Source organism: Streptomyces sp. DH10, assembly GCF_029813805.1.
Taxonomy (GTDB): domain Bacteria; phylum Actinomycetota; class Actinomycetes; order Streptomycetales; family Streptomycetaceae; genus Streptomyces; species Streptomyces coeruleofuscus.
Genome location: NZ_JARVKU010000040.1, coordinates 11,688 through 38,207, shown reverse-complemented (window position 1 = coordinate 38,207; position 26,520 = coordinate 11,688). Strand labels below are relative to the sequence as shown.

Sequence of the window (26,520 nt, the reverse complement as noted above, 5' to 3'; positions counted from 1 at the left end):
ACTGGTCGGTCTATTTGAGGTTAGGGCCATCGGGGCAGCCGAGCAAACCAACTGTTCTGTTTGGTAACTTGGGCGCATGGCAGAGCAGCCCCTGACCCCGCGCGGAGCCGCGACGTACCAACGCATCATCGATGTGGCGACCCGGGAGTTCGCCGAGCACGGAATCGCCGGCGCGCGCATCGAGCGGATCGTGGCCGCCGCCCGCACCAACAAGGCTCAGCTCTATGCCTACTTCGGCAGCAAGGAAGGGCTCTTCGACGCCATCTTCTTCGGCTCGCTCGAGCGGATCGTCAACGTCGTCCCGATCGACGCCGCCGACCTCGCGGACTGGGCCGTACGCCTCTACGACGAGTACCTCCGCCGCCCCGACCTCATCAGACTGGCCACCTGGGCACGCCTGGAGCGACGCCCGGCCGGCCACCTGGTCGAAGACCCCGACCGCCTCGACGACCGCAAACTGCGCGCCATCGCCGAGGCCCAAGCCGCCGGCCTGGTACGCCAGGGAGACCCGTTCGACCTCATGGCCGTCGTCATCGCCATGTCCATGGCCTGGTCACCGGTCAGCAACGTCTACGCCGCGACCGCACAGGAGCCCCCCGAACGGCACGAGCAGCGTCGCGCCCTGCTCCGCGAAAGCGTCCGCCGCGCCATGACGGCCGACTGAGGCCAGTCGGGCGGCAGCCCGCCAACTGGAGCGCCCAGTCACGCCCGTTCGCATGAACCACGGGAAGGAACTCGCCCGGCCAATTCGAACAGGCGTATCATTGGGCCGTGGCAACGACCTATGACTTTCCGAGTGACCTCCTCGCCGGTCAGGAGGAACTCCATCAGGTCCGGGCCGAACTGTCGGCCCTGCTGAAGCGCCTCCCCTGGTCGGTCGAACCCCTGGACGGCTTCAGCGACGACAACGGCTGGCGCAAGGTGGAGCGCCCCGCCTCCCCCGGCTGGACGGCCGACGAACAGGCCGAAGTGGAGAAGCTCCGGCGGCGTGAACACGAGCTCGCGGTGTTCGTCAGCACGCACCGCTACTGGTCCGAACTCACCGGTCCCGAGCGGGTATGGGCCCGCTCGGCACTGAAACACGCACACGAGTCTCCGCCGGAGGAGACCGACGGAGCCTGACCGAGACTGACGGAGATCGAGAAGCGCCCCGGGCCGATGAGGGCCCGGGGCGCTTCTGACGATCCGACGGCGGAGGGATCCGGTGGGCGCGGACGGTTTCGAACCGCCGACATCCTGCTTGTAAGGCAGGCGCTCTACCCCTGAGCTACGCACCCGGCTCCCGGGCCATGTGCCCAGGACGAGTCGACAGCCTACATTGCCGGGGGCACGGTCCCGCAAACCCGTATCCGGGGGTCGGTCCGGGGGCTAGCCCCACCTTCGATCCGGGAGTGGCCCGGATCCCCCGGCGGGCCCTGGATCCATACGGTCGTAGAGCGCCAGAGCGCGCCCGTCGTCCGTCCAGGGGGAGATCGTCATGACCCGCAGCACTCGCACCACCGGCACCACCCGCCCAGTCCCTGCCCGCGCGGTCGCGGTCGCCGGTGCCGTCGTGGTGCTCGTCGCCGGTCTCAGCGCCTGCGGTGCGTCCGCCGGGGACGACAAGGAACCCGATCGCCGGTCCTTCGACCTCCGGAGCCGTACGCTCACCGTCGACTCCGACGACTCGGCCCTCGAGATCGTCGCCGCCGACAAGAACCCGTCCGGCGAGATCGAGGTCACCCGGTGGTTCCAGGGGTCGGTCGTCGTCGGCAAGGAGCCCAGGGCCACCTGGTCCATGCGGGACGACCGGCTGGTGCTGCGGCTGAAGTGCTCCGGCGTCGTCGTCGACTGCTCGGCCAAGCACCGCATCGAGGTACCGCGGGGCGTCACCGTGAAGGTCAAGGACGACGACGGCAGCGTGCGCGCCCGCGGCCTCCGGGACCCGCTGAGCATCCGCACGGGCAGCGGCTCCGTCCGCGTCACCGACACCACCGGCCCCCTGGAGCTGCGCACCGGCGACGGCTCCATTCGCGTCAGCGACACCACCGGCCCTCTGCGGATGCGCACCGGCAACGGCTCCATCCGGGCGAACGTCTCCTCCCGTGACGTCCGCACCCACACCGGCGACGGCTCGGTCCGCCTGGAGCTCGGCTCCGTACCGGACCGCGTGGAGTCCCGCAGCGGCAACGGTTCGGTGACCATCGCACTGCCCAAGGCCGCCTACCGCGTGACCACCGAGACCGGTGACGGTGGCGTGGATGTGTCCGTCCCCCGCGACGAGAACAGCTCCCATGTGGTGTCCGCCCACACCGGCGACGGCGAAGTGACGGTCCGAACGGCGAACTAACCGGCCCGTGTGTTCGTCCTCAACCGGTGGGAGAATGACAGCGGGCAGGGTGGACCACAGCACGGGAGAGGGATGTGACGGCGACTCCAGCGCAGCCGTACTCGCCGTCGGTGCCGCGCGCTCACCGCCCGCGCCGCCGCCTCCCCCGTACCCCCGGTCCGCTCGGGGACGCCCTCACCCTGATGGCACTGCCCCTGCTGGCCGCTCTTTCGCTGCCCGCCGCCTTCGCGGGCGGGGGCACCCGGCGCTGGTTCGGCGGCCGGGCCGAGAGCCAGCGGGCCGAGGCACAGGCCGCGAAGGACGCCGCCGCGGCCGCCTTCTACGAGCTCGACACCGCACAGCGCGACCTGCGCATCTCGATCGAGACGATCACCGCCGTCGACGACTCCCCGGCCGCCCGGCGGGCCGTCGCCGACTTCGACGCGCTCGGCCGGCGCATCGACGAGGCCAGCCACCAGTACATCAACGCCGTCGACGCCCATGACCTCGACCGCGACGACCTGGAGGCCTCGGCCGCCGCCCGCGCCCGCACCGAGCTGACCGCCGCCAAGGAGGAACTCGGCCGGGCCAAGCAGGAGCTGGACCGGTTCACCGACGGCCTCGGCCCGCTGCTCGGCAAGGCCGAGACCCAGCTGGCCCGCCTCGCCCCCGCGGTCGAGCGCGCCCGCCAGGCCCTGCTCGCCGCCTCCAACGCCCTCGACTCCGTACGGGCGACAGGGCTGAAGGCCGACGACCTCGCCGCCCGTCTCGCCGCCCTCTCCCCCGAGCTCACCAAGCTGAACCAGGGCGCCGGGCAGCACGGCGTGCCGCAGACCCTGGAGCGGGCCGAGCGGGTCACGCGCGAGGCCGAGGCGGTCCGCGTGGAGGCCGAGCGGCTGCCGGAGCGCGCCGCCGAGATCGATCACCGGCTCGTCTCCCTGCGCACCCGCGCCCAGGCCCTCACCACCCGCTCCGAGCAGGTCGACCCCATCCTGAGCGAACTGCGCCGCCGCTTCACCGTGGCCTGCTGGCAGGACCTGCAACGCGTCCCCGACATCGCCGCCGAGAACGTGCGCCAGGCCGAGACGAAACTGGCCGAGGCCCGCACCGCCCGCGACGAACAGCACTGGGCCGATGCCACGGCCCTGCTGTCGACCGTACGAGCCCTCCTGAACAGCACCGACGAGGCCGTCTCGGCCGCCGGCGACCGCCTGCACCGCTTGAACGCCGTGCAGAAGGACCCGCAGCAGGAGATCGACCGCACCCGCTTCGCCATTCGCGACGCCCAGCGCCTCGCCATGGCCGGCCGCAACACCCCCGACCCGCGCCACGCCCGCCCTCTGGACGACGCGGTGTCCCGCCTGGAACGCGCCATCGCCACGCTCGACGGCCGCCACCCCGACTACTGGCACTTCCTCACGGAAACGGAAGCCGTCCGCCGGGCCGTGGCGCACGTCGTCTCCGGGATCCGCGAGGAGCGAGGGGCCGGACACTGAGCCCGGTCCCCGTCCGGACTCAGGTGCGGTAGGCGTAGTAGTACGCGTTCGGGTACGACGCGACGAGGCTTGCCACCGACCTGCGGAAGGTGTTGTTGGAGTGGTAGGTCACGTACGGCACACCACCTCTCCTGTACGTGACGATCATCGTGTGGTCCTTGGACCCGTCCTTGTCGAAGTCCACCTGGAGGACGTCGCCGACGTCCAGCTGGAAGACGTTGGCGAGCGGCTTGGTACGCTTGGAGTTCTGGGCGAACCAGGACCACTCGTTGACGCCGATGAACGAGTGCGACTGGATGTCGGCGTTGCCGAACCACCTGGTGTAGTCGTACACGTAGCCGGGGACGTGCTTCCAGCCGCCCGCCTTCAGGGACTGGCTGACGAAGTTGGTGCAGTCGCCGCCGGCGCCGCGGCCGCTGAAGTCCGGGTAGTCCTTGTTGTAGGCGTTCCAGTGCTTCTCGGCGTAGGCCGCCATGGCCTTGTAGTCGTACGTCGTGCCGGTCTTCGGGGCGGCGGCCGGGTTGAGGGTGGTCGCCGCGCGCGGGGCGTTCGGCATGGTGTCGGCGGTGGTGGCCGCCTTGACGGGGGCCGGCTTGGAGAGCGTGTTCACCGCGAGACCGCCCTGGTCGGTGTCGCGGATGCCCGTCAGCCGCCAGTCGCCCTGCCGGTCGGCCTTGAAGGTCAGCTCGTGCCGGGCCTGGAATCCGGTGGTCTTCGGCGCGTCGCCACGGGTCCGGGCGTAGGTCAGGGTCGTGGTCTCGGTGACCTCCGCCTTGGCCGTACGGCCCGTCACCCGCGCGGCGTTCAGGGTGACGGTGGTGCTGGCACCGCGGTACGTCTCGCCGGCCTTCGCCAGCTTCTCCTTGCGCTGCCCCAGCGCGGACCGGGTGGCGTCCTCGATGCGGGCCGTGCCCGAGGACAGCGCGACGTCGCCGGAGAAGCCGTCGGTCAGCGGCTTGTCCGCGTCGGCCCGCCCGCCGTCGACCAGGGCGTTGGTGCGGTCGGTGAAGACAGCGTCCGCCAGCCGCTGGAAGGTGGCCCTGGTCCGCGCGTCCACCGTCGGATCGTCGCTGACCGCCGCGCCCGCGCTCCAGTTGGGCAGCAGGGCGACTCCGGCGACGACGGAGGTCGCCGCGGCGCCGACTATCGTGACGCGGCGCCGCGTCCCGCTCAATTTCCTTGATTTCACTGGTGTTTCCCCTCTTGCACCGGCCAAAGGGTTACCGGGGTAGGAGATCTTCGCATGAAATGTGTGGCTACTGTGAAGGGTGTTACGCCTGTTACCTTCGGCACCGATCACTTCACGACCGTCGACCAGTCGGGTGACTGTGCCGGGTCCAAGCCGCGCAGCCGCTGCAGGGTTCCGGGCTTCTGCACGTCGAGCCAGTCGGCCAGTTCCCTGAAGGACACGCACTTGACGTCCTTCTTCGTGCACATGGCCTTGACGACCCGGTCGACTGCCCGCATGTAGATGCCGCCGTTCCAGTCCTCGAAGTGGTTCCCGATGAACAGCGGGGCGCGGCTGCCGTAGTACACGCGGTTGAAGCCGGACATGTAGGAGGCGACGGTCTGCTCCTCCCACTGGGGGTAGTTCGCCGGATCCCCCTCGGTCTCGCCCTCGGACTGGTTGTAGAGGAAGTTGAAGTCCATCGACAGGCCCTGGTACTTGCCGCCCTCGTAAGGGAGCATCTGCAGCGGGAAATCCCATATGCCGTTCTTCTTGCGGGGCCATATCTGGAAGTCCCCCGCGGAGCTGGCGTCGTAGCGCCACTTGTAGTCCTTGGCGGCCTTCAGCAGGTTCTCCTGGCCCTCAAGGCAGGGCGCCCGGCCGCCGGTGACCTCCTGCCTGAAGTCGAACGGCAGCGGGTCGAGGTCCCGGAAGCCGGTGTTGGTCTTCCATTTCTCGGCGAAGTCGTAGAACTGGTCGATCTCGCTCTTCCACTCCGCGACGCTCCAGTCGCCGCCGCCCTTCTTGCCGCAGAAGTGGCCGTTGAAGTGGGTGCCGATCTCGTTCCCGCCCTGCCAGGCCTTGCCGAGCTGCTCCAGCGTGGTGCGGATGTGCTCGTCGGTGGCGAAGCTGATCGCCGCCGAGCCCTTGGAGTGCTGGGGCGGGGTGTAGAGGTCCTTCTTGCTCTTGGGCAGGAGGTAGATGCCCGTGAGGAAGAAGGTCATGTGGGCGTCGTACTCCTCGGCCAGCTCCCGGTAGTGCGCGAAGAGCCCGTCGTCGCCCTGCAGCGCGCCGTCCCAGGAGAAGACGACGAACTGGGGCGGCTTCTCACCCGGTTTGAGCGGCACCGGCTTCAACTGTCCGTGCGGTGGGCCGGTGTAGGAGGTGGAGCCGTCCCCGAGGACCTTCGTCCGGCCGTCCCACCGGGGTTCCCGGTCCGGCTTCGCGGAGGGGGGCTCCTTGCGGGCCCCGGAGGAGGCGGTCGGGGCGGTGGTGTCCGAGCGGGTCAGGACCAGATAGCCCGCGACCAGGGACGCTATGACGAGGAGGGCCGCCAGGGTCAGCACCCTCGGGGGTGTGGTGCGGCGGGGGGCGCGGGGTCGTCGGCGGCGGCCGGACGGCGGTTTCATGCGCGGCTCATTCTGCGAAGGGGGGTGGGGGGTACGGGGCGGTGCCGGTCGCGGGTTCAGCCGATGCCGCGGGCACCGGACCAGATGCGGTACGGGACGCTGTCGCCCGGAGAGCCCGCGATCCCGTTCAACGGGAGGGGTTCAAGGCTCTTGGTGAGGTCGATGCGGTAGGCCACCACGGCCGTCGACACGGAGTCGGCCGTGCCGATGTACCAGGCGGCGGTGTCGTTCTGCGTGGTGCCGGCCTTACCGGCCACCGTGGCGCCCGGGTCCGCCCCCGGGCGGGCGGTGCGGAAGGCGTCCGTGAGGGCGGACTGGACCGCCGCCGCCACGCTCGCCTTCACCGCACGGCGGGACGCCGGCTTCGTGAGCTCGATCTCGGAGCCGTTGCGGGTGATCCGGGCCACCGAGTACGGCTCGACGTGCGTACCGCCGGCGGCGAACGTGGCGTATCCGCTGGCCATGCGGATCGCGCTGGGCGTGGCACTGCCCAGGGACATCGCGGGCACCAGCGGGCCGAAACTGGAGGAGAGCAGGCCGGCCCGCTGGGCGGTGTCCCGCACCCGGTCCAGGCCGGTGTCCATGCCGAGCTGCATGAACGGCGTGTTCACCGACAGGGCGAGCGCCCGGCTCAGGCTGATCCGCCCGTAGGACTTCCCGCCGTCGTTGTGGGAGGTGACCTGCTTGCCGCCGCGGTCCCAGTAGGGGCCCTCGGGTGTCGTGACGGCGATGCCGTCGTCCCCGTCGTACAGCGTCTGCGGGGTGACCTCGCTCGCCGCGCCGTCCCGGGTCTTGTGTACGCCGTTCTCCAGGGCGGCGGCGTAGACGAAGGGCAGGAAGGCCGAACCGGCGGGCACGGTGGTCGCGTTCGACTCGTTGTAGCCCTGCCTACGGTGGTCGGGACCGCCGTGGACGGCGAGGATACGCCCGTCGGTGGCCACCGAGGAGGCGCCGAAGTGCAGGGATTTCGCCTTGGCCGCGTCCTTCTTCCGCGCCTGCTCGCGGGCCTCGGCCACGGCGTCGGTGAGGGCGCTCTCCTGCTTGCGGTCGAAGGTCGTGTAGATCTGGAAGCCGCCGAAGTCGAACTCCTTGTCCGTGAGGTGCGCCGCCTTCTTGGCGTATCGGGCGGCCAGCTCCACGAGGTAGTCGCTCTGCTTGCCGGTGTCGAACCCGGGCGTCCGCTTGAGCGGTTCGGGGAATTCCCTGTACCGGGCCCGCTCGGCCTGCGACAGGGTGCCGATCTCGACCATGCGGTCGAGGATCCAGCTCCAGCGCTCCACCGCCCGGGCGTGGTTGGCCTTGCTCAGGGCCGGGTCGTAGAGCCCCGCGCCCTTGAGGAGGGAGGCGAGGAAGGCGGCCTCGCTGACGTCCAGCTCGCCGACGTCCTTGCCGTAGTAGGCCTGGGCGGCGCGCTGGATGCCGTAGGTGCCCCGGCCGAACCAGCTCGTGTTGAGGTAGCCCTCCAGGATGTCGTCCTTGCTCATCACGTTGTCGAGCTTGAGGGCGAGCATGGCTTCGGTGAACTTGCGGCCGACCGAACGGTCCTGGCTGAGGTAGACGTTCTTGACGTACTGCTGGGTGATGGTGGAGCCGCCCTGGGTGTCCCCCTGGCCGACGGTGCGCCACAGGGCCCGGGCGAGGCCGCTGAGGGATATGCCGGGGTCGCTGTAGAAGCTCGCGTTCTCCGCCGCCAGCACCGCGCCCCGGACGTCCTCCGGGATGTCCTCCAGCGGCATCGCCTGCCGCCGCACCCAGCCGGTGCGGGCCATGGGCGTCCCGTCGGACCAGAAGTAGACGTTGTCCTGCTGGGTGGCGTACGAGTTGAGGTTCTCCGGGATGTCGGTGGCGGCGTAGGCGGAGCCGAGGAGGGCGACGGTCAGGCCGGAGAGGGCCAGCGCGGCGCCGAGCCACTGCCGCCAGGAGGGCGCCCAGCGCCGCCAGCCGGAGCGGTCGGCGTGCGGGTAACGGGGCCGCAGGCGGCGGGCGTGGGACGCGGCGCGGGTGACGAGTCGCGTCAGCCGTGGGGCTGCGGCGGGGAGACGGGACAGAGGGGAGGGACGGGGGGCTTTGCGCCGACGGCGTGACCTGGCGGGGCCTGCCTCCGGCGCCGTGCCGGAGCGCGTGTCCGCGTTGCCGGTCGCTGCCGGCTCGACGGTGCGCAACAGCATGGTCTCGTCCGCGTTCATGGAAGCGGGGACCTTCAACTGCATGGTCTCATCCGATTCCCGCCCAGCCTTGGACACGGCTGCGTCTCCCCTCCCCCTCGCGGTGGTGCTCGCGCGGAAGGACATGGCTGCCGTGGTCGACGGCAGCGAGCCTCACGTTTTCCCCGCCCCTACGGCTCCTCGCGCGTTCGAAAGTTACCAGCGACCTTTACAGGTCCTCCACACCGGTACGGCAAGAGTCATCAAAAGGAATCCCGAAGGACCGCACTTCCGCCGTCGCGGATTAACCTGTCCCCATGCCTCGCTACGAGTACCGCTGCCGGACCTGCGGCGACACCTTCGAACTCAGCCGTCCCATGGCCGAGTCCTCCGCCCCCGCGGCCTGCCCCACCGGTCATGAGGACTCGGTGAAGCTCCTCTCCACGGTCGCGGTCGGAGGATCGGCCTCCGCCCCGGCACCGGCGCCCCGGGCGGGCGGCGGTGGGGGCGGCTGCTGCGGAGGCGGTTGCTGCGGCTGACGTCTTTCCTCAGGAGTCCTTCAGCTTGGGTTTCCTAGCGTGGCGGCATGACAGCCATCGCAGCGGACACGGGACCGCAGTGGGTCAACGACCTGATGGACGCGCTGGGCGCGCCGGGTGCCGGGCTCGCCATCGCCCTGGAAAACCTGTTCCCGCCGCTGCCCAGCGAGGTGATCCTGCCCCTCGCCGGTTTCGCCGCGAGCAGCGGCCGGATGAGCCTGCTCGCCGTCCTGCTGTGGACGACGGCCGGCTCGGTGATCGGCGCGCTCGCGCTGTACGGCGTCGGTGCGCTGCTCGGCCGTGACCGGACGGTGGCAATGGCGGCCCGGCTGCCGTTGGTGAAGGTCTCCGACATCGAGCGGACGGAGGCCTGGTTCCTGCGGCACGGCACCAAGGCGGTGTTCTTCGGCCGGATGATCCCGATCTTCCGCAGCCTGATCTCCGTGCCGGCGGGTGTGGAGCGCATGCGCCTGCCGCTGTTCCTGGGGCTGACCACCCTGGGCAGCGCGATCTGGAACACGGCGTTCGTGCTGGCGGGCTACTTCCTCGGCGCGAACTGGCACCGGGTGACGGACATGGTCTCCGCCTACTCGAAGGTGGTCCTCGCCGTGGCGGCGCTCGCGGTGCTGGTGTTCATGGCCCTACGGCTGCTGCGACGCCCCCAAAGGGGCGCGGGGCTGTGTCGATCTGCGGCTCCGCCGCGGGGCGCGACAAGCCACAACACACCCGCACCCGCACCCGCACCCGCACAACCACCGCACCCCCCGAGCTCCTAGGCGAACCGGCCAGGCCCAGCGGCAGCGGCCCGCAGAAGTTCCCGCAGGATCCGCTCCCCCGCAAGGACCCCCCGCTCGGGAAGCGCCCTGACCGCGGGAGCCGTCCAGTCGCTGTCCGCCAGCTCCCCGTGTCCCGGGCGCCAGCCCTGGTCGGCCGCGAGGAGCAGGTCGGCGTCGAGCAGGGAGTCCCCGGCGGCGAGGGTGAGATCGGCGCCGGTCCGGCGGGCGACCTCGCGCATCGCCGCGCTCTTGGTGAGCGGCTTGGGCACGGCGTAGATCTTGCGGCCCTGGAGGGACACGGTCCAGCCGCGGTTCTCCGCCCAGACCGCCAGTTCCTTCACCCACTCCTCGTCGAGCAGTTCACGCTCGACGACGAGGTAGGCGAAGAGGTCGTCGGCGACGCGGTGCTTGCGCACCCAGACCGGGTCGGCGGCCCTGAGCAGGTGTTCCTGCACCTCGGCCAGGGGCGCGCACTGTTCGGCCAGCCGCGCGGTCACGGTTGCGTGCCAGCCGGGGTCGGAGACGCCGTCCACCAGGATGTGGCCGCCGTTCGCGCAGATCGCGTACGTGGGCGCGGGGCCCGGCAGGTTGATGCGCAGGTACTGCTTGCGCGTGCGGGTCGTCGTCGGCACGAACACGGCCCTGTCGCCCAGGTCCGTGAGGAGCTGGGCCGCCGTCTCCGTCATGTACGACAGCGGTCTGCTCTCGTGCACCTCCACGCACAGCAGCCGGGGCGCCCGGGCGTCCGGCATCGTCAGCGCCAGAGCGGCGGCGGAGTAGATCAGGGTGCGGTCGAGGTCGCTGGCGACGAGTGCGGGCATCAGACCGTCACCGCCTTGCCGTCGGCGCCGGTCGCGCCCCGGGTGTACTTGGGGTGGATGAGCCCGACGCAGGTGTAGGGCAGGTCGGCCACCTCCTCGACGGGTACGCCGCGTTGCTCGGCCAGGAGGCGTACGTGGTCGAGGTCGCTGCCCGCCACGGCGCGTGCCAGGACCTTCCAGGGCACGCGGCGCAGCATCACGCGGGTGGTCTCGCCGACGCCGGGCTTGACGAGGTTCACGTCGTGGATGCCGTACTCCTCGCTGATCCGCTCGACGGCGGCCCAGCCCTCCCAGGTGGGCGAGCGGTCGGCGGCGAGCAGTTCCTTGGCCTGGGCGCAGGCCGCGTCGGCGACCTCGGGGAAGCGGGCGCAGACGGCGTCGAGGAAGGTCACCGAGACGTCGGTGGCGGCGAGTTCGCGGTAGAACTTGGCGCCGTGGAAGTCGTGCGGTCCGACCAGGTCCGCCCGCAGGACGGTCCGCGAGATCAGGCCCGACACGGTCGAGTTGAGACAGGCGGAGGGGATGAGGAAGTCCTCGCGGGTGCCGTAGGTCCGTACGCAGGAGCCCGGGTCGGCCAGGACCGCGATCTCGGGATCGAAGCCGGTGACGCCGTCGGACTTCTCGAACTCCTCCAAGGCCTGGGCGAGTTCGCGGGTGATGGCGCCCTTGCCGGTCCAGCCGTCGACGAAGACGACGTCCCGGGGGTCGTGGTGCTCGGCGAGCCAGCGCAGCGCGTTGGCGTCGATGCCGCGGCCACGGACGATCGACACGGCGTAGTGCGGCAGGTCGAGCCCGTGCCGGTGCTGGGCCCAGCGGCGCATCAGGATGCCGACCGGGGTGCCGGCGCGGGCCAGGGAGACCAGGACGGGGCGCGGGGACCGCTCCGCGAGGACCGTCTCGGTGACGACGCCGACCGCCTGCGCGATGCGGGCCGCCGAATCCTCCAGGGCGGCGTGGAACAGCTCCTGGTACTGCTCGGTCGGCTGGTACTCCACGGGCAGCGACTCGGCGTAGTGCGCGCCGCCGCTCTGGATCGCCTCCTCGCGCTCCTCGGTCGGCGCCTCCAGCGTCACGTCCGAGAGGTCCTGGAGCAGCCAGCCGACCTCCTCGGGCGCGTACGAGGAGAAGTCGGGGCCGCGGAGGGGCTCGGGCAGCATCGAGGGCCTTTCAGGGGCGTGCGGGGTCTCGGGGGCGTACGACGGTACGACGGCGAGGAGGACCTGCGGCGTGTGCGCGGCGAGCTGGGCCAGCAGGCCGTCCGGCGCGTGCAGCCCAGGGGTGTCCGCAGCCGAGTCGACGACGGCGACGACGGCGTCGAAGCCGGCGCCCGCGACGTTGTAGGCGTACCGCTCGCCGGGGCCGTCGGCGGGGTCGTCGTGGGCGGGGAAGACGAGGCGGGTGCGTATCGCGTAGCCGGGGTCGTCGACGGCCAGGACGGGCGAGCGGGTGGTGGTGGAGTAGCGCACCTCGGCGTCCGTCACCTGCTCCAGCTCTCGGCCCAGCCTCAGCGGCGCGTACATCAGCTCCTCGCACCCGAGGACGAGCACGCGGCGGGCATCGGCGGGCAGCGCCGCGGCGAGCCGGGCGGCCATGGAGGGCAGAGCGGCCTCCAGCCGGGCGCGGTGCTCGGGGGTGAAGCCGTGCCGGCCCCCGTCGGGGAGGCCGGCGGGCCAGCGCAGGTCTATGCGGGTGACGTGGGGGTGGGCGCGGTTGTCATCCGGGTGCGGGCCGGTGGGGGCTGTTCGCGCGACCGGCCACGACGCTGCCGCAGACGACCGATCACCTGTCGCGGCATTCTCCGCCTCGTACCGCGCCACCAGCTCCTGCCCCTTCTCCAGCACCCCCTCCGGCAGCCGTACCGTGCCCGAAGCCGCTGCCACGAGATCCACCCGCGCGCCGATCTCCCCGGCGAATGCCGCGAGGCGACCCGCATCGGCCGGCGACCTCATGTCCACCAGCGCCACCACGACGTACCGCCGCCGCGGATACCGCTCATGAAGATCCCGGACGGTGTTCAGCACCGTGTTCCCCGTGGAGAACTCGTCGTCGACCAGGATCAGCGGCCCGTCCCCGGTGAGCAGCGCGGGGTCCTCCGGCAGCAGCAGGTGCGAGGTCGCGTGCGAGTGGGACTCCTCGAAGCCGCCGGCCGGGGCGAGACCGGCGACGGGGCGGCGGGTGGAGTGCAGGTAGGGGGCGAGGCCCAGACCGTCGGCGACGGAGTGGCCGAGGCCGGTCGCGGTCTCCGCGTAGCCGAGGACGACCGCGCGGCGCGCCTCGTCGGGGCCCAGCAGGTCACGCACCCGGCGGCCCAGCTCGAAGCCGTATCCGTAGACCACGGACGGGGACCGCGGGACGTGCTTGCCCAGCACGTTCGACACCAGCAGGTGGGCCCGCTTGGGGTTGCGGCGCAGCGCCAGTCCCAGCAGGTCGGTCAGCCGGTCGTCGCCGACGAGCTCGACGCCGAGCCGCTCGGCGACCCAGCTGCCCGACCAGATGCCGCCGGCACCGCCGGCCGTCCCGGACCGCCGCACCCCGTCACCATCACCGTCGCCGTCGCGCACCTGGTGGCGCACCCCCTCGTTCACTGCCTTCTCCATGAATTCCCTGCGTCGAGTCGCCGGTCTCCCCGGCGAGTCTGCGTTCCTCGAATGCCGTGCGTTCAGTCGCCCAGGCCGGCCGCGAGCAGTTCCACGAAGCCGATGTCCTCGTTCGCCACGCCGAAAACCTCGGCGCGCAGCAGTGTCCGCTCGGCCCAGGCCCGGTGCGGCTTCACCTCGTTCATCTTGTTCGTGTACGCCGACCTCAGCACACCCCCGCCGCCGCGCTCGGGGCGCAGGATGTCCTGGGCGTCCGAGAACTCCTCGTGGCTGACGACCGACAGGGCGTGCACGGGCAGCACGTGCGAGGGGTGGATGCAGGTCTTGCCCAGCAGTCCGTTGGCCTGGTCCAGGGAGATCTCCCTCAGCAGGCCGTCCATGGCGTGCTCAATCAGCTTCTCGCGCAGCTCCGCGGCCTGCACCTCCAGGAAGGGGCTCTGCCGCAGCTGCGGCTTGAACATGCGCTCCTGGACCCGGAAGTACTCCCACACCGGCCCGGTCACGGTGAAGCCGGTCCCGTCGGCGCGGCCCAGCATGTTCACCACGTCGGCGATCACGGAGGCGACGACCTGCACGTCGTAGGCCGTCATGTCGGGGCCTCTGCGCAGTCCGTACGAGGAGCAGAAGTCCGTCACGCCGAGGCGCAGGGCGAGGACGCGGTCGCGGTACTTGCCGACGGCCCGGGAGATGCCCTCCAGGGTCGGCACGCGCGACTCCCGGTAGAGCAGCTCCGGCGACTCCAGCACCGGCATGGCGAAAAGGCGACGGCCGCTTTCGGCCTCGGCGGTCGCCAGCGCCTCGAGGAACGGCATGCCGCGTTCCTCGGTGAACTTCGGCAGTACGAATCCGGACAGCAGCCGGACGGCCGGCCCGAGGCGTCGTACCAGGTCGGGGATCTGCTCGGGGACGCGGACCCGGATGAAGAGCAGCGGCAGGTCCGCGCCCGGGAGGTCGGCGAGGGCCGTGAGCTGGCGGACCACGTTCTCCTCGCCCGGGCCGACGTCCGCGTCGTCGATCGAGTCCTCCAGACACAGGACCATGGAGACCACGCCGCGGCCGGCCTGCTTGAGGATGTCGTCGGCGAGGCGCTCCCGGGTGGCCGGGCTGTAGAGCGTGGCGCCCAGGGCGGCCGAGAGCAGCCAGGCCGGCGAGTCCGCGGTGAACGTGCACGGCTCGCGGTAGAAGAGACGCTTCCGCACCTCAGGGGCGATGTGCCCGAAATGACGCATTGAACTCCCCCGGTGTGGTGGTGCGACCTGCGAATCGTCGAAAGCTGGCCGGTAATAGTACGTAGATGTCCATGGCAGAGGTTCCCGTCGGGCATGAATTTCAGGTAACGCGGGCAAGCACAGCCGGGCCCGGTCATGTCGACGGTAGTCGGCGAGGGCCGTCGGCGCCGCTCGTGGCACCACGGGCCCCCGCGTTGTCGTGAGCAGGACCGAGAAGGCAGGATGACCGCATGACGCACGCGATGCTGAAGGGGTCGAACGTCCCGCTGGAAGTCACCACGGTACGCGCCGTGCTGCGCTGGACGTCCGGGCAGGGGGTTCCGGACGTCGACGCCTCCGCGCTGCTCCTCGGCCCCGACGGTCGTGTGCGCTCCGACGAGGACTTCGTCTTCTACAACCAGCCCCGGCACCCTTCCGGGAAGGTGTGGCGGCTCGGCAAGAAGCGGGTCGCCGAGGGCCTGACCGACACGATCCAGACAGATCTCGCCGGTGTCGAGTCGGGAGTCAGCCGGATCCTGCTGGTCGCTTCGGCGGACGGCGTCACGTTCGACCGCGTACGGGCCCTGCGCATTCTGCTGTACGACGCGGCGGGCTCCGGCGCGGAGGCGCTGGCGTACTTCGACGTCAAGCCGGAGACGGGCCAGGAGACCGCGCTGATCTGCGGCGAGCTGTACCGGCGCGGGGAGGGCTGGAAGTTCCGGGCGCTGGGCGAGGGCTATTCGAACGGGCTTCAGGGCCTCGCGACCGACTACGGCATCTCGGTGGACGAGTCCGAGGCGATGGCGGAGACGTCCGGGCAGCCGGCCACGGCCGGCGCGGACCGGCCCGCGACCGCCGACCCGGCCCAGCCCACGACCTCGGCCCCGGCCCAGCCCGCCCCCGAGGTGTCCCGGCCGCTGCCGCCGGAGCAGCCGACCGTGGTGCCCACGCAGCCCGGGTACGGATACCCGCCCCAGCAGCCCCCGGCGACCCAGCCGGCGTACGGCTACCCGCATCCCACCAGCCAGCCCGCCTACGGCTATCCGCAGGCGCCGGCGACGGCGGGCGTCACGGGGGCACAGTCCGGCTACGGCTACCCAGAGCCGGTCGCCGCCGCGGCCCCCGACCCGGACTTCCGCCTGCCCCCGCAGGGCCCGCAGTTCATCGGACGCTAGACGGAACCAGGGAGGGCCGGCACCCGCGAGGGCCGGCCCTCAGCGCTCGACCTTCGTCTTGTAGCCACGGCCCCACTGGAGCCCCCACCCGTACAACCGGTCCAGCTCGGCCTGGAAGCCGTAGACGAACTTCGCCTCGCGGCGCACGATGATCTCGTCCTTGACCTTTTCGATCATGACGACGGCGCAGGAGCGGGCCTGCGGCTGGCGTTCGTCGAGGTGGATCTCGATGCGGGGGCCGTTGCTCGGGTAGAGCGTGACGATGGCCTGGGCGCGGTCGAAGGCGGGTGTCGCGTCGTAGATGTAGACGAAGACCAGGAGCCGCTTGATGCTGTCGCGGTGGTCCAGGTTGATGTACATCGTCTCGCCGGACGCGGAGCCGAAGCGGTCGTCGCCGCTGAGCTTGACGTACGGCGCGGCGTTGACGTCGCCGAAGTAGCCGCCGAGGGGCTGGACGACTCCCTTGGTGCCGTCCTGGAGTTCGTACAGACAGCCCAGGTCGAGGTCGACGTTGACCACGCTCTGGCTGTGGCCGATGACCTCCGGCGGTTTGAGGGCCCTGAAGGGGTGCCGCAGCAGGCTCTCGCGCTGCGGGCCGCCGATGTCGGAGGTGCGCATCCGCCAGCTCAGGTTGACCCGGAGATGGCCGGTGGCCGCGCCCTGCTTGGTGAGTGATATCTGCGCGCGCCGCTTGGTCAGTTCGATCGCGTTGGTTGCCGCGTGACCCGAGTCGAACTGCACATCGCGCCCGCGCCGGAGTCCGTCGAACAGGCCCATTCCGCCCCCACCTTGACTTGGAGGCCGCGGGTCCTCGCCGTACCCGCGGCCCTTGACGACCGACGGGGCGGCCGCCGAGGACTCGCCTCGGTGGCCGCCCCGCACAGAGCGTTCCTCACCCGGAGGGTTGTCACACCCCGGACGAGACCTCGGTCTTGTCGTCCGAGCCCGCGTTGCCCTCTGCCGCCGCCAGGGCGCGGTTGCGGCGGACGGAGGACCAGAAGGACCAGGCGATCAGGATGACGCCGACCGAGCCGGTGATGAACTCGTTGATCTCGTACCGGATGGTGACGAGCAGGATCATGGCGAGCGCGCCGATCGCGTAGTGCGCGCCGTGCTCCAGGTAGACGTAGTCGTCGAGGGTGCCCTCGCGGACCAGGTAGACCGTGAGGGACCGGACGTACATGGCGCCGATGCCGAGGCCGAGGGCCATCAGGACGATGTCGTTGGTGATGGCGAAGGCGCCGATCACGCCGTCGAAGGAGAAGGACGCGTCCAGGACCTCCAGGTAGAGGAACATGAAGAACGCGGCTTTACCGGCGACGACGACCGCGGAGCGCGGCTTGCCGGAGCGGACGGCCTCTTCCTCCTGCTCGTGTTCGCGTTCCTCCTCCTCTTCGAGCTTGTCCTCGAAGTAGCCGGAGAGACCGCCGACGATCATGTAGGTGATCAGGCCGCCGATACCGGAGAGCAGAACCGTCTCCGCCTTGTCGACGTGCGTGCCGCCGTGCTGGTGGGCGTGGGTCGCGAAGGTCATCGCCGAGATCAGCAGGACGATCAGCGCGATGCAGACCGACAGCATGTCGACCTTGCCGAGCTTGGCCAGCGGGCGCTCCAGCCACCCGAGCCACTTGATGTCCCGGTCCTCGAAGATGAAGTCCAGGAAGATCATCAGCAGGAACATGCCGCCGAAGGCGGCGATCGCCGGGTGGGCGTCCGTCACGAGCTGCTGGTACTGGTCCTTGTCGGTGAGCGCGAGGTCGACGGCCTCGATCGGACCGAGCTGTGCGCTGAGAGCGACAATCACGACGGGGAAGACCAGCCGCATGCCGAACACGGCGATCAGGATGCCGATCGTGAGGAAGATTTTCTGCCAGAAGGCACTCATCTTCTTCAGGATTCCGGCGTTGACCACCGCGTTGTCGAAGGACAGCGAGATCTCGAGGACGGACAGGATCGCTACGAGCCCGAGGGCGGCCCACCCTCCGTAGAAGACCGCTGCGACCAGGCCGAGCGCGGTGACCGCGAACGACCACCCGAAGGTTTTCAGAAGCACTGGCTACCCAATCGTGTGTGTACGGGTCTCTCCCGTGCCGTACCCGGCTTTACGAACTTTTGAAGCCGAAGTCTAGTCGGCCACCCTTCGCACCCCACGGGGCCCCGGGTTTTGCTCATATCGCGTTACGAAACATTGACCCCGAAGTCCAGTGCGATGCCCCGCAGTCCCGACGCGTACCCCTGCCCGACGGCCCTGAACTTCCACTCGCTCTGGTAGCGATAGACCTCGCCGAAGATCATCGCGGTCTCCGTGGAGGCGTCCTCGCTGAGGTCGTAGCGGGCGAGTTCCTGGCCGTCCGCCTGGTTCACCACACGGATGAAGGCGTTGCTGACCTGGCCGAAGGTCTGGCCGCGTTCGTCGGCCATGTGGATGGAGACGGGAAAGACGATCTTGTCGCAGTGGGGCGGCACCTTGGAGAGGTCGATCAGGAGCGACTCGTCGTCGCCGTCGCCCTCACCGGTGAGGTTGTCACCGGTGTGCTCCACGGAACCGTCCGGGCTCTTGAGCTGGTTGTAGAACACGAACCACTCGTCCCCGAGCACCCGCCCGCCGCTGCACATCAGCGCGCTGGCGTCGAGGTCGAACGGGGCTCCGGTGGTCGAGCGTGCGTCCCAGCCGAGCCCGATCACCACCTGAGTGAGGTTCGGTGCGGCCTTGGACAGGGAGACATTGCCTCCCTTGGCGAGCGTGACGCCCATGGTTCCCTCCCCGGGTGTGTTTCTCAGGTGGGTCCTGCACGTCCGGCGCCGCACGTAAACCGTGCGGCGCCGGACAGAGGGACCTTTGAGTGGCTCAGACGTTCACGCCGAAGTCCTGCGCGATGCCGCGCAGGCCCGAGGCGTAGCCCTGGCCGATGGCGCGGAACTTCCACTCCGCGCCGTGCCGGTAGAGCTCACCGAAGACCATGGCGGTCTCGGTGGAGGCGTCCTCGCTCAGGTCGTAGCGGGCGATCTCCGCGCCGCCGGCCTGGTTCACGACGCGGATGAACGCGTTGCGCACCTGGCCGAAGGACTGCTGGCGGGTCTCGGCGTCGTAGATCGAGACCGGGAAGACGATCTTCTCGACGTCGGCCGGGACACCGGCGAGGTCGATCTTGATCTGCTCGTCGTCGCCCTCGCCCTCACCGGTGAGGTTGTCACCGGTGTGCTCGACCGAGCCGTCGGGGCTCTTGAGGTTGTTGAAGAAGATGAAGTGCGCGTCACTGGCGACCTTGCCGGACGGGTTCAGCAGCAGCGCGCTGGCGTCCAGGTCGAAGTCGGTGCCGGTCGTGGTGCGGATGTCCCACCCCAGACCCACGATGACCGCGGTCAGGCCCGGGGCCTCCTTGGTCAGCGATACGTTGCCGCCCTTGCTGAGGCTGACTCCCACGAGTCCTCCATAGGTGTTCAGGGGCGGGATGCCCCGTGATGCTCGGATGTCGGATCAACGAGTCGATCCTAGTGACGGGTTCCCGCCCCTCGCAGGCCCTGAAGCCGACAAATCAGCGGGTGTCGAGCGCATGACGCCCGACCGGCGTCACAGGGTGTCGAGCGCCTTCACGTAGTCGTTGAGGTCGCGCGCGTCCGGCAGGCCGTTGACGACGGTCCAGCGCACGACGCCCTCCTTGTCGATGACGAAGGTGCCGCGCACGGCGCAGCCCTTGTCCTCGTCGAAGACGCCGTAGGCGCGCGAGACGTTGCCGTGCGGCCAGAAGTCCGACAGCAGCGGGTACTCCAGGCCCTCCTGCTCGGCGAAGACGCGCAGCGTGTGGATGGAGTCGTTGGAGACGGCGAGCAGCTGGGTGTCGCGGTCCGAGAACTGCGGCAGGTTGTCCCGCAGCTCGCACAGCTCACCGGTGCACACGCCGGTGAAGGCGAAGGGGTAGAAGAGCAGCACCACGTTCTTCCGACCGCGGAAGTCGGACAGCTTCACGCTCGCGCCGTGGTTGTCCTTGAGCTCGAAGTCGGGGGCCTTCTCGCCGACCTGGATCGCCATCGTTGTGGGTGTCCCTTCATGGGGCTTCTCGAATGGGACACACCCTACGCAGGGGCCGGCGCAGACCGGTGGGCGGGCCGACGATGCCGGCCCGCCCCTTCCGTACGACCGACGCGTGAACGCGCCGTACGGCTAACGCTTCGACTTGGCGGCTTTGGGTGTCGCCAGCCGGCTGCCGCTCCAGTCCTTGCCGACGCTGACGCTCTTCGACGCCGTCAGGCCCGCCGTGGTGGCGGCTTCCGAGATGTCGCTCGGCTCGACGTAGCCCGAACGGCCCGTCTTCGGCGTGAGGAGCAGGATCGCGCCGCCCTCTTCGATGTACGTGGTGGCATCGACCAGCGCATCCGTCAGGTCGCCGTCGTCGTCACGGAACCACAGCACAACGGCGTCGGCCACGTCGTCGTAGTCCTCGTCCACCAGGTCGCCCTCGACGATGCCCTCAATGGCCTCGCGGAGTTCCTGGTCCACGTCGTCGTCGTAGCCGATCTCCTGGACCACCTGCCCGGGCTGGAACCCCAGCCTGGCGGCAGGGTTCGTCCGCTCCTCCGCGTGGTCCGCGGTCGCGCTCACGGGGTGCCTCCTGATCATGTCTTGGGAAATATCTCAGCCACGCGCGTGCGCGAAGCATTGGCCGTAGTCCACACGGGCGGGACCGATCGCGCAAGTACCCGGCCGTTCAGACCGCCGAAACGGTGACGATCCTGGCGGTGTCACCGCAACACCAGGCACACCATCATGGTCCAAGGTGACGCACACCACACCTTTCTGCCCTGTTTGGGCGTTTGGGAATCGTCTGTGGGTACGAGACTCGAAGGTATTCGCCCCATACGTCACGGAGCCGTTCCCACGCCCGGGTTACCGCTGGGTAGAGATGACGTTTACGGCCCCGAGGTGGACCATGGGGAGCGGCGCGGCCAGAGCGACAACGACCGGCGACCCCAGCGAAACAGCGGCCCTCGCAGGCCCTCTGACAGGTAAGGAACAGCGTGGCTTCCGCATCCGATCGCAACCCGATCATCATTGGCGGCCTTCCGAGTCAGGTTCCTGACTTCGATCCCGAAGAGACGCAGGAGTGGCTCGACTCCCTCGACGCCGCCGTCGACGAGCGCGGCCGCGAGCGCGCCCGCTATCTGATGCTGCGGCTGATCGAACGGGCCCGCGAGAAGCGCGTGGCCGTGCCGGAGATGCGCAGCACGGACTACGTCAACACCATCCCCACCAAGAGCGAGCCGTTCTTCCCGGGCAACGAGGAGATCGAGCGGAAGATCCTCAACGCGACCCGCTGGAACGCGGCGGTGATGGTGTCCCGCGCCCAGCGCCCCGGCATCGGCGTCGGCGGCCACATCGCCACGTTCGCGTCCTCCGCGTCCCTCTACGACGTCGGCTTCAACCACTTCTTCCGCGGCAAGGACGAGGGCGACGGCGGCGACCAGGTCTTCTTCCAGGGGCACGCCTCGCCGGGCATCTACGCCCGCGCGTTCCTGCTGGACCGGCTCAGCGAGCAGCACCTCGACGGCTTCCGTCAGGAGAAGTCGAAGGCGCCGCACGCGCTGTCGTCGTATCCGCACCCGCGGTCGATGCCGGACTTCTGGGAATTCCCGACGGTGTCGATGGGGCTCGGCCCGATCGGTGCGATCTACCAGGCGCGCATGAACCGCTACATGGAGGCGCGCGGGATCGCCGACACCTCCAAGTCGCACGTCTGGGCGTTCCTCGGCGACGGCGAGATGGACGAGCCGGAGTCGCTGGGCCAGCTGTCCATCGCCGCCCGCGAGGGCCTGGACAACCTCACGTTCGTGGTCAACTGCAACCTCCAGCGCCTCGACGGGCCGGTGCGCGGCAACGGCAAGATCATCCAGGAGCTGGAGTCGATCTTCCGCGGCGCCGGCTGGAACGTGATCAAGCTGGTCTGGGACCGCACCTGGGACCCGCTGCTCGCCCAGGACCGCGACGGCGTGCTGGTCAACAAGATGAACACCACGCCGGACGGGCAGTTCCAGACGTACGCCACGGAGACCGGCGCGTACATCCGCGACCACTTCTTCGGTGACGACCACCGCCTGCGCGCGATGGTCGAGGGCATGACCGACGACCAGATCCTGCACCTGGGGCGCGGCGGTCACGACCACCGGAAGATCTTCGCGGCGTACAAGGCGGCCGTGGAGCACAAGGGCCAGCCGACGGTGATCCTCGCCAAGACGATCAAGGGCTGGACGCTGGGCCCGAACTTCGAGGGCCGCAACGCCACGCACCAGATGAAGAAGCTGACGGTCGACGACCTGAAGCGCTTCCGCGACCGGCTGCACCTGCCGATCCCGGACAAGGAGCTGGAGTCCGGCGTGCCGCCGTACTACCACCCGGGTCCGGACTCGGAGGAGCTCCAGTACATGCACGACCGCCGCAGGTCGCTCGGCGGTTACGTCCCCACGCGCGTCGTCCGGTCCAAGCCGCTGCCGCTGCCCGAGGACAAGACGTACGCGACGGTGAAGAAGGGCTCCGGTCAGCAGTCCATCGCGACGACGATGGCGTTCGTCCGGCTCCTCAAGGACCTCATGCGGGACAAGGAGATCGGCAAGCGGTTCGTGCTGATCGCGCCGGACGAGTACCGCACGTTCGGCATGGACTCGTTCTTCCCGAGCGCGAAGATCTACAACCCGCTCGGCCAGCAGTACGAGTCGGTCGACCGCGACCTGCTGCTCGCCTACAAGGAGGCGCCGAACGGCCAGATGCTGCACGACGGCATCTCGGAGGCGGGCTGCACGGCGTCCCTGATCGCCGCCGGTTCGGCCTACGCGACCCACGGCGAGCCGCTGATCCCGGTCTACGTCTTCTACTCGATGTTCGGCTTCCAGCGCACCGGCGACCAGTTCTGGCAGATGGCCGACCAGCTGGCCCGCGGCTTCGTCCTGGGCGCGACCGCCGGCCGTACGACCCTGACCGGTGAGGGCCTCCAGCACGCCGACGGCCACTCGCAGCTGCTGGCCTCCACGAACCCCGGCTGCGTGGCGTACGACCCGGCGTTCGGCTTCGAGATCGCGCACATCGTCAAGGACGGCCTGCGCCGGATGTACGGCGGCTCCGAGGAGCACCCGCACGGCGAGGACGTCTTCTACTACCTGACCGTCTACAACGAGCCGATCCGGCACCCGGCCGAGCCGGAGAACGTGGACGTCGAGGGCATCCTCAAGGGCGTCCACCGCTTCAGCGAGGGCACCGGCGGCTCGATCCCGGCGCAGATCATGGCGTCGGGTGTCGCGGTGCCGTGGGCGGTCGAGGCGCAGAAAATCCTCGCGGAGGACTGGAACGTCAAGGCCGACGTCTGGTCGGCGACCTCCTGGAACGAGCTGCGGCGCGAGGCCGTGGCCTGTGAGGAGCACAACCTGCTGCACCCCGAGGAGGAGCAGCGGGTGCCGTACGTGACGCGGAAGCTGGCCGACGCGCAGGGCCCGGTCGTGGCCGTGTCCGACTGGATGCGGGCGGTTCCGGACCAGATCGCGCGCTGGGTGCCGCAGACGTACCAGTCGCTGGGCGCGGACGGCTTCGGCTTCGCCGACACACGGGGCGCGGCCCGGCGGTTCTTCCACATCGACGCGCAGTCGATCGTGGTGGCGGTGCTGACCGAGCTGGCCCGTGAGGGCAAGGTCGACCGGTCGGTGCTCAAGCAGGCCATCGACCGGTACCAGCTGCTCGACGTGTCGGCGGCCGACCCGGGGGCCGCGGGCGGCGACGCGTAGGACGTCGGGCCCTGTCAAGGGGTGGTGAGCCTCACGGGTACACCGTGGGCGCACCACCCCTTCACCTTTCCTACGATTCGGCCATGCAGCAGCAGTCGGCCCAACTCCGTTGGGAACAGCACACACAGCGGCCCCTCCTCGGCCTGGCCCTGGCGTTCGCCGTCGCCTACGCCGTGCCGATCGTCCGGCCCGACGCGAGCCGGGACGTGGTGGAGGTGTGCACGGCCGTCGAGTGGGTGGTGTGGGGCGCGTTCGCACTCGACTACGTCGTACGGCTCGCGCTCACCGAGCAGCGCATGGCGTTCGTGCGGACGCACTGGCTCGACCTGGCGTCGGTGTTGCTGCCGTTGCTCCAGCCGATGCGGTTGCTGCGGCTGGTGTCGACGCTGCTGCTGGTCGGGCAGCGGGCCCGGATGGCCTCGCAGATACGGCTGACGACCTACGTCGCCGGTGCGGTGGTCGGGCTGCTGATGTTCGGGTCGCTGGCGGTGCTGTCGGTGGAACGGGACTCGCCGGACGGGAACATCCGGACGCTGGGTGACGCGGTGTGGTGGTCGTTCACGACGATGACGACCGTGGGATACGGGGATCATTCGCCGACCACAGGGCTGGGGCGGATGCTCGCGGTGGGGTTGATGCTGTCCGGGATCGCCCTGCTGGGTGTGGTGACGGCGAACATCGCGGCGTGGTTCATCGCGCGGTTCGAGAAGGACGATGTGGAGGAGCGGCGGCAGACGGAGGCGATACGGGAGTTGACGGAGGAGGTGCGGCGGCTGCGGGGGGAGGTGGCGGCGCTGAAGGGAACGTCCGTTGAGTAGTGCTCGGGGATCCAGCCCGGCCGGTTCGCCCCGAGGGCGGTGGGTGCCCAGCTGGGCGGCCAGTGCACAAAGGTGGGCCCCCGGCCTGTGGCCAGGGGCCCTTCCCTCACTTCCCCGGGTCAGAACAGCATGCCGTTGCCCGGAGTTGTGGCTCCGGCCAGCCAGATGATGGCCAGGAGCGTGTCGATGGCGCCCAGTACGAGGGCGACGACGGCCGTGGCCGGGCGGGAACCCGACCAGGTGCGGCCCATGGCGAGCCAGCCGCAGACGATCGCCACGGGGCCGAGGATGATCCCCAGCACGAAGAATCCGGCAACCGCGCAGATGACACCGATGATTCCGAGCGTCGCGCGATCCGGCCCGGTCCGTGACCACGTCCGGCCACGTGAGCGGGGGTGCCTGCGCGTACCGTGTCCGAAGCTCGCCATCATCAACTCCCGTAAACCCTCGGTCGGTTGGGGTTCTTGTTCGGGTACGACATGGCGAGTACCCCCAAAGCGGGCCTCAATCACGCTGCTTGCGCGCTGCCCCCCTCCAGCAGCGCGCCGCAGCGTCCGTCCTCCATGCCCTGCGGAGGACTTGACCCACTGTGACCTGCGATGCCCGCCGGAGGGGAGTGTTCGGCGGTCTTGTTCACCCTGATAGGCGAACACCCGGAAAAGACCGTCAGATGTGCGCGGCGCCCGCGCCGGCGCCCGCGTTCTCACCGCGCTTGGTGAGGAACGCCACCAGCACCGCCACCACGGCGACACCGGCCGCGACGAGGGACGCCGCGCTCATGCCGGAGATGAACGTGTCGTGCGCGACGCCGGTGATCTTCGCGGCGATCGCGTCCGGCGTCCCCGGCGCCACCGGCGGGACACCGACCTGGACGGCCTCGGACGCCTGGTGCTCCTGCTCCGGCGTCAGCGGCGGGAGCCCCGCCTTCGTCCAGTTGCCCGCGAGGTCGCTGTCGACCTTGGAGGCCATCACGGCGCCCAGCACGGCCGTGCCGAGGCTGCCGCCGATCTGCATGGCGGCCTGCTGGAGACCGCCCGCCACGCCCGACAGCTCCATCGGGGCGTTGCCGACGATGACTTCGGTCGCGCCGACCATGACCGGCGCGAGGCCGAGGCCGAGCAGGGCGAACCAGACCGACATGATGCCGCTGCCGGTGTCCGTCTCCAGCGTCGACATCCCGTACATGGCGATCGCGGTGAGCGCCATACCGCCCGCGAGCGGGATCCGCGGGCCGACCTTGGTGATCATCGCGCCGGCGAGCGGCGAGCCGACGATCATCATGCCGGTGAGCGGGAGCAGGTGCAGACCGGCGTCGATCGGGCTCATGCCGTGCACGTTCTGGAGGTAGAACGTCACGAAGAACAGCCCGCCCATGAAGGCGATGGCCATAAGGATCATCAGCACGACACCCGCGGACAGCGGGACGGAACGGAACAGCGCCAGCGGGATCAGCGGCTCCTTGACCTTCGTCTCCCAGAAGGAGAACAGCGCGAAGCCCACGACCGACGCGATGATGAACGCCCACGTCCTGCCGTCGCCCCAGCCCCACTCCGGAGCCTTGATCAAGGCCCAGACCAGGCAGAACATCGCGCCGGACAGCAGGGCGATGCCGAGGATGTCGAAGGAGCGCGGGGCGTTCTCCGCCCGGTGGTCGAGGAGGATCCAGACGCCGAGGACGACGGCGAGGACACCGACCGGCACGTTGATGAAGAACACCGACTGCCAGTTGACGTGCTCGACGAGCACGCCGCCGAGAATCGGGCCGCCCGCGGTGGACGCGCCGATGACCATGCCCCAGATGCCGATCGCCATGTTGAGCTTCTCGGCCGGGAAGGTGGCGCGCAGCAGGCCGAGCGCGGCCGGCATCAGCAGCGCGCCGAAGAGACCCTGGAGGACGCGGAAGGTGACGACCAGCGCGATGCTGTCGGACAGACCGATGGCCCCCGAGGCGGCGGCGAAGCCGACGACGCCGATGAGGAAGGTCTGCCGGTGACCGAAGCGGTCGCCGAGCTTGCCCGCGGTGATCAGGGAGACCGCGAGGGCGAGGAAGTATCCGTTGGTGATCCACTGGACCTGGGCGAAGGTGGCGCCGAGGTCCTTCTGTATGGCGGGGTTGGCTATCGCCACGATGGTGCCGTCGAGGGCCACCATCATGACCCCCACAGCGACGGTGATGAGGGTGAGCCAGGGGTGCCCTCGCAGCCCCTTGCCCGGCGTCGCGCCCGACGGCGTCGCCGGTGCCTTGCCCCCCGGCCCCGTCGTGTCGATGGTGGTCTGACTAGTCATGCGTCGAGGCT

At 70.0% G+C, this 26,520-nt stretch carries 23 protein-coding genes and 1 tRNA gene; 9 read left to right on the top strand and 15 right to left on the bottom strand.

Going from position 1 to position 26,520, the window contains the following annotated elements:
* The first annotated feature begins 76 nt into the window (after nt 1-76).
* Both QC385_RS42265 and QC385_RS42260 read left to right on the top strand, forming a co-directional pair.
* Nucleotides 77-664: a TetR family transcriptional regulator gene (locus QC385_RS42265; protein ID WP_279546723.1), complete on the top strand. Its 588-nt coding sequence runs from the start codon at nt 77-79 to the stop codon at nt 662-664.
* A 107-nt stretch (nt 665-771) separates the two neighbouring features.
* Complete coding sequence (locus tag QC385_RS42260; protein WP_279546722.1) at nt 772-1,122, top strand: hypothetical protein; 351 nt, start codon at nt 772-774, stop codon at nt 1,120-1,122.
* Between the two features lie 83 nt (nt 1,123-1,205).
* On the opposite strand, the gene QC385_RS42255 is transcribed toward QC385_RS42260, so the two are convergent.
* Nucleotides 1,206-1,277 (bottom strand) — tRNA-Val (locus QC385_RS42255).
* Between the two features lie 200 nt (nt 1,278-1,477).
* On the opposite strand from QC385_RS42255, the gene QC385_RS42250 reads away from it, so the two are divergent.
* Together QC385_RS42250 and QC385_RS42245 are read left to right on the top strand one after the other, a co-directional pair.
* On the top strand, nt 1,478-2,329 hold the full coding sequence (locus QC385_RS42250; protein ID WP_279546721.1) for a DUF4097 family beta strand repeat-containing protein: 852 nt from the start codon (nt 1,478-1,480) through the stop codon (nt 2,327-2,329).
* A gap of 74 nt (nt 2,330-2,403) precedes the next feature.
* A complete protein-coding gene (locus QC385_RS42245; protein ID WP_279546720.1) occupies nt 2,404-3,804 on the top strand; it encodes a hypothetical protein in 1,401 nt (466 codons plus the stop codon).
* A gap of 19 nt (nt 3,805-3,823) precedes the next feature.
* On the opposite strand, the gene QC385_RS42240 is transcribed toward QC385_RS42245, so the two are convergent.
* From QC385_RS42240 to QC385_RS42230, 3 genes are all read right to left on the bottom strand, one after another.
* Nucleotides 3,824-4,978 carry an amidase domain-containing protein gene (locus QC385_RS42240; RefSeq protein WP_279546719.1) on the bottom strand — a complete coding sequence of 385 codons (1,155 nt, stop codon included), beginning with the start codon at nt 4,976-4,978 and terminating at the stop codon, nt 3,824-3,826.
* 122 nt (nt 4,979-5,100) lie between these two features.
* Entirely contained in the window at nt 5,101-6,381 is a 1,281-nt protein-coding gene (locus QC385_RS42235) for a hypothetical protein (protein WP_279546718.1), read from the bottom strand.
* Nucleotides 6,382-6,437: 56 nt separating this feature from the next.
* Nucleotides 6,438-8,591, bottom strand: coding sequence for a transglycosylase domain-containing protein (locus QC385_RS42230; RefSeq protein ID WP_279546717.1), 2,154 nt, complete (start codon nt 8,589-8,591; stop codon nt 6,438-6,440).
* Nucleotides 8,592-8,842: 251 nt separating this feature from the next.
* Here QC385_RS42230 and QC385_RS42225 point away from each other — a divergent pair, with 251 nt between their 5' ends.
* Nucleotides 8,843-9,064, top strand: a complete 222-nt coding sequence (locus tag QC385_RS42225) for an FmdB family zinc ribbon protein (RefSeq protein WP_279546716.1) — start codon at nt 8,843-8,845, stop codon at nt 9,062-9,064.
* Nucleotides 9,065-9,111: 47 nt separating this feature from the next.
* Nucleotides 9,112-9,840 (top strand): DedA family protein, encoded by a 729-nt coding sequence (locus tag QC385_RS42220; RefSeq protein WP_279546715.1) that lies wholly within the window; start codon nt 9,112-9,114, stop codon nt 9,838-9,840.
* Here QC385_RS42220 and QC385_RS42215 read toward each other — a convergent pair.
* The 3 genes from QC385_RS42215 to QC385_RS42205 all read right to left on the bottom strand — a co-directional run bounded on the left by QC385_RS42215 (nt 9,837) and on the right by QC385_RS42205 (nt 14,487).
* Nucleotides 9,837-10,661: an HAD family hydrolase gene (locus QC385_RS42215; RefSeq protein WP_279546714.1), complete on the bottom strand. Its 825-nt coding sequence runs from the start codon at nt 10,659-10,661 to the stop codon at nt 9,837-9,839. The genes QC385_RS42220 and QC385_RS42215 overlap by 4 nt on opposite strands.
* Complete coding sequence (locus tag QC385_RS42210; RefSeq protein ID WP_279546713.1) at nt 10,661-13,258, bottom strand: phosphoribosyltransferase; 2,598 nt, start codon at nt 13,256-13,258, stop codon at nt 10,661-10,663. The genes QC385_RS42215 and QC385_RS42210 overlap by 1 nt, the downstream gene beginning before the upstream one ends.
* A 62-nt stretch (nt 13,259-13,320) precedes the next feature.
* Nucleotides 13,321-14,487 (bottom strand): HpcH/HpaI aldolase/citrate lyase family protein, encoded by a 1,167-nt coding sequence (locus QC385_RS42205; RefSeq protein ID WP_279546712.1) that lies wholly within the window; start codon nt 14,485-14,487, stop codon nt 13,321-13,323.
* 230 nt (nt 14,488-14,717) lie between these two features.
* Here QC385_RS42205 and QC385_RS42200 point away from each other — a divergent pair, with 230 nt between their 5' ends.
* The gene (locus QC385_RS42200; RefSeq protein WP_279546711.1) at nt 14,718-15,641 is read left to right on the top strand and encodes a TerD family protein; all 924 of its coding nucleotides are present in this window, start codon (nt 14,718-14,720) and stop codon (nt 15,639-15,641) included.
* A gap of 39 nt (nt 15,642-15,680) precedes the next feature.
* On the opposite strand, the gene QC385_RS42195 is transcribed toward QC385_RS42200, so the two are convergent.
* From QC385_RS42195 to QC385_RS42170, 6 genes are all read right to left on the bottom strand, one after another.
* Nucleotides 15,681-16,418: a TerD family protein gene (locus tag QC385_RS42195; RefSeq protein WP_279546710.1), complete on the bottom strand. Its 738-nt coding sequence runs from the start codon at nt 16,416-16,418 to the stop codon at nt 15,681-15,683.
* 130 nt (nt 16,419-16,548) lie between these two features.
* A complete protein-coding gene (locus QC385_RS42190; RefSeq protein ID WP_279546709.1) occupies nt 16,549-17,694 on the bottom strand; it encodes a DUF475 domain-containing protein in 1,146 nt (381 codons plus the stop codon).
* Between the two features lie 125 nt (nt 17,695-17,819).
* Entirely contained in the window at nt 17,820-18,395 is a 576-nt protein-coding gene (locus QC385_RS42185; RefSeq protein ID WP_086601846.1) for a TerD family protein, read from the bottom strand.
* 94 nt (nt 18,396-18,489) lie between these two features.
* Entirely contained in the window at nt 18,490-19,065 is a 576-nt protein-coding gene (locus tag QC385_RS42180) for a calcium homeostasis/redox stress adaptation protein (protein WP_150480633.1), read from the bottom strand.
* 147 nt (nt 19,066-19,212) lie between these two features.
* The gene (locus QC385_RS42175) at nt 19,213-19,671 is read right to left on the bottom strand and encodes a peroxiredoxin (protein ID WP_010048511.1); all 459 of its coding nucleotides are present in this window, start codon (nt 19,669-19,671) and stop codon (nt 19,213-19,215) included.
* Nucleotides 19,672-19,803: 132 nt separating this feature from the next.
* The gene (locus tag QC385_RS42170) at nt 19,804-20,241 is read right to left on the bottom strand and encodes a DUF3052 domain-containing protein (protein ID WP_010048512.1); all 438 of its coding nucleotides are present in this window, start codon (nt 20,239-20,241) and stop codon (nt 19,804-19,806) included.
* Between the two features lie 416 nt (nt 20,242-20,657).
* Here QC385_RS42170 and aceE point away from each other — a divergent pair, with 416 nt between their 5' ends.
* Both aceE and QC385_RS42160 read left to right on the top strand, forming a co-directional pair.
* Nucleotides 20,658-23,405: a pyruvate dehydrogenase (acetyl-transferring), homodimeric type gene (aceE, locus tag QC385_RS42165; RefSeq protein WP_279546708.1), complete on the top strand. Its 2,748-nt coding sequence runs from the start codon at nt 20,658-20,660 to the stop codon at nt 23,403-23,405.
* An 83-nt stretch (nt 23,406-23,488) separates the two neighbouring features.
* Nucleotides 23,489-24,223 (top strand): potassium channel family protein, encoded by a 735-nt coding sequence (locus QC385_RS42160; RefSeq protein ID WP_279546707.1) that lies wholly within the window; start codon nt 23,489-23,491, stop codon nt 24,221-24,223.
* 119 nt (nt 24,224-24,342) lie between these two features.
* Here QC385_RS42160 and QC385_RS42155 read toward each other — a convergent pair whose 3' ends face one another.
* Nucleotides 24,343-24,654: a hypothetical protein gene (locus QC385_RS42155; protein WP_059415361.1), complete on the bottom strand. Its 312-nt coding sequence runs from the start codon at nt 24,652-24,654 to the stop codon at nt 24,343-24,345.
* A 235-nt stretch (nt 24,655-24,889) separates the two neighbouring features.
* A complete protein-coding gene (locus QC385_RS42150) occupies nt 24,890-26,509 on the bottom strand; it encodes an MFS transporter (protein WP_279546706.1) in 1,620 nt (539 codons plus the stop codon).
* Nucleotides 26,510-26,520 lie beyond the last annotated feature (11 nt).

Bases quoted from the DNA above. Each gene is read 5' to 3' on its own strand.
- QC385_RS42215 (WP_279546714.1), bottom strand. From the start codon at position 10,661: ATGCCCGCACTCGTCGCCAGCGACCTCGACCGCACCCTGATCTACTCC.
- QC385_RS42225 (WP_279546716.1), top strand. From the start codon at position 8,843: ATGCCTCGCTACGAGTACCGCTGCCGGACCTGCGGCGACACCTTCGAA.
- QC385_RS42150 (WP_279546706.1), bottom strand. From the start codon at position 26,509: ATGACTAGTCAGACCACCATCGACACGACGGGGCCGGGGGGCAAGGCA.
- QC385_RS42250 (WP_279546721.1), top strand. From the start codon at position 1,478: ATGACCCGCAGCACTCGCACCACCGGCACCACCCGCCCAGTCCCTGCC.
- QC385_RS42195 (WP_279546710.1), bottom strand. From the start codon at position 16,418: ATGGGCCTGTTCGACGGACTCCGGCGCGGGCGCGATGTGCAGTTCGAC.
- QC385_RS42175 (WP_010048511.1), bottom strand. From the start codon at position 19,671: ATGGCGATCCAGGTCGGCGAGAAGGCCCCCGACTTCGAGCTCAAGGAC.
- QC385_RS42210 (WP_279546713.1), bottom strand. From the start codon at position 13,258: ATGGAGAAGGCAGTGAACGAGGGGGTGCGCCACCAGGTGCGCGACGGC.
- QC385_RS42185 (WP_086601846.1), bottom strand. From the start codon at position 18,395: ATGGGCGTCACGCTCGCCAAGGGAGGCAATGTCTCCCTGTCCAAGGCC.
- QC385_RS42200 (WP_279546711.1), top strand. From the start codon at position 14,718: ATGACGCACGCGATGCTGAAGGGGTCGAACGTCCCGCTGGAAGTCACC.
- QC385_RS42230 (WP_279546717.1), bottom strand. From the start codon at position 8,591: ATGCAGTTGAAGGTCCCCGCTTCCATGAACGCGGACGAGACCATGCTG.
- QC385_RS42155 (WP_059415361.1), bottom strand. From the start codon at position 24,654: ATGATGGCGAGCTTCGGACACGGTACGCGCAGGCACCCCCGCTCACGT.
- QC385_RS42235 (WP_279546718.1), bottom strand. From the start codon at position 6,381: ATGAAACCGCCGTCCGGCCGCCGCCGACGACCCCGCGCCCCCCGCCGC.
- QC385_RS42265 (WP_279546723.1), top strand. From the start codon at position 77: ATGGCAGAGCAGCCCCTGACCCCGCGCGGAGCCGCGACGTACCAACGC.
- QC385_RS42220 (WP_279546715.1), top strand. From the start codon at position 9,112: ATGACAGCCATCGCAGCGGACACGGGACCGCAGTGGGTCAACGACCTG.
- QC385_RS42160 (WP_279546707.1), top strand. From the start codon at position 23,489: ATGCAGCAGCAGTCGGCCCAACTCCGTTGGGAACAGCACACACAGCGG.
- QC385_RS42205 (WP_279546712.1), bottom strand. From the start codon at position 14,487: ATGCGTCATTTCGGGCACATCGCCCCTGAGGTGCGGAAGCGTCTCTTC.